This window comes from Tritonibacter sp. SIMBA_163 (genome assembly GCF_046535935.1).
In the GTDB taxonomy this organism is placed as follows: domain Bacteria; phylum Pseudomonadota; class Alphaproteobacteria; order Rhodobacterales; family Rhodobacteraceae; genus Epibacterium; species Epibacterium scottomollicae.
Genome location: NZ_JAWJBP010000070.1, coordinates 1 through 1,149, shown reverse-complemented (window position 1 = coordinate 1,149; position 1,149 = coordinate 1). Strand labels below are relative to the sequence as shown.

Annotated in this window: 2 rRNA genes; both read left to right on the top strand. The window is 50.2% G+C overall.

The window, feature by feature from the left end:
* Window positions 1-756 (top strand): 23S ribosomal RNA (locus tag R0J92_RS21415); the annotation flags it as partial.
* Between the two features lie 61 nt (window positions 757-817).
* Window positions 818-933 (top strand): 5S ribosomal RNA (gene rrf, locus R0J92_RS21410).
* Window positions 934-1,149: the final 216 nt, after the last annotated feature.

The window sequence follows — 1,149 nt, the reverse complement described above, 5'->3', positions numbered from 1 at the left end:
GCTAGCTTCGGTGGAGGCGCTGGTGGGATACCGCCCTGAATGTATTGAAATTCTAACCTACGGGTCTTATCGACCCGGGAGACAGTGTCAGGTGGGCAGTTTGACTGGGGCGGTCGCCTCCTAAAGTGTAACGGAGGCGCCCAAAGGTTCCCTCAGAATGGTTGGAAATCATTCGTAGAGTGCAAAGGCATAAGGGAGCTTGACTGCGAGACCTACAAGTCGAGCAGGGACGAAAGTCGGGCTTAGTGATCCGGTGGTTCCGCATGGAAGGGCCATCGCTCAACGGATAAAAGCTACCCCGGGGATAACAGGCTTATCTCCCCCAAGAGTCCACATCGACGGGGAGGTTTGGCACCTCGATGTCGGCTCATCGCATCCTGGGGCTGTAGTCGGTCCCAAGGGTTGGGCTGTTCGCCCATTAAAGCGGTACGCGAGCTGGGTTCAGAACGTCGTGAGACAGTTCGGTCCCTATCCGTCGCGGGCGCAGGAAATTTGAGAGGAGCTGTCCTTAGTACGAGAGGACCGGGATGGACACACCGCTGGTGTACCAGTTGTTCTGCCAAGAGCATCGCTGGGTAGCTATGTGTGGCCGGGATAAGTGCTGAAAGCATCTAAGCATGAAGCCCCCCTCAAGATGAGATTTCCCATAGCGTAAGCTAGTAAGATCCCTGAAAGATGATCAGGTTGATAGGTTTGAGGTGGAAGCATGGTGACATGTGGAGCTGACGAATACTAATAGATCGAGGACTTAACCTATATTCTAATGTGAAGCATGAACGTTGTTATCTAGTTTTGAGAGAACATTCTCTCCATCAGGTTTGGTGGCGATAGCGAAGAGGTCACACCCGTTCCCATACCGAACACGGAAGTTAAGCTCTTCAGCGCCGATGGTAGTCGGGGGTTTCCCCCTGTGAGAGTAGGACGCCGCCAAGCTTTTCTAAGGATCAGTTCCAGACGGAACTGGTCTTTTTTGTTTTTTTAAGAAAAGGAACAAACACTCGATCTGGGATGTATACATATACTAAACTACCATCTAAAACATTCTTAATTTTGTATACAATTGAAAGCGCTAGGGCATACTGAAGCTATGAGTGGAGGTGTCACAATGAGCAAAAAAGAGCGAGAAGAGATTTGTTTGATTTGTGAAGA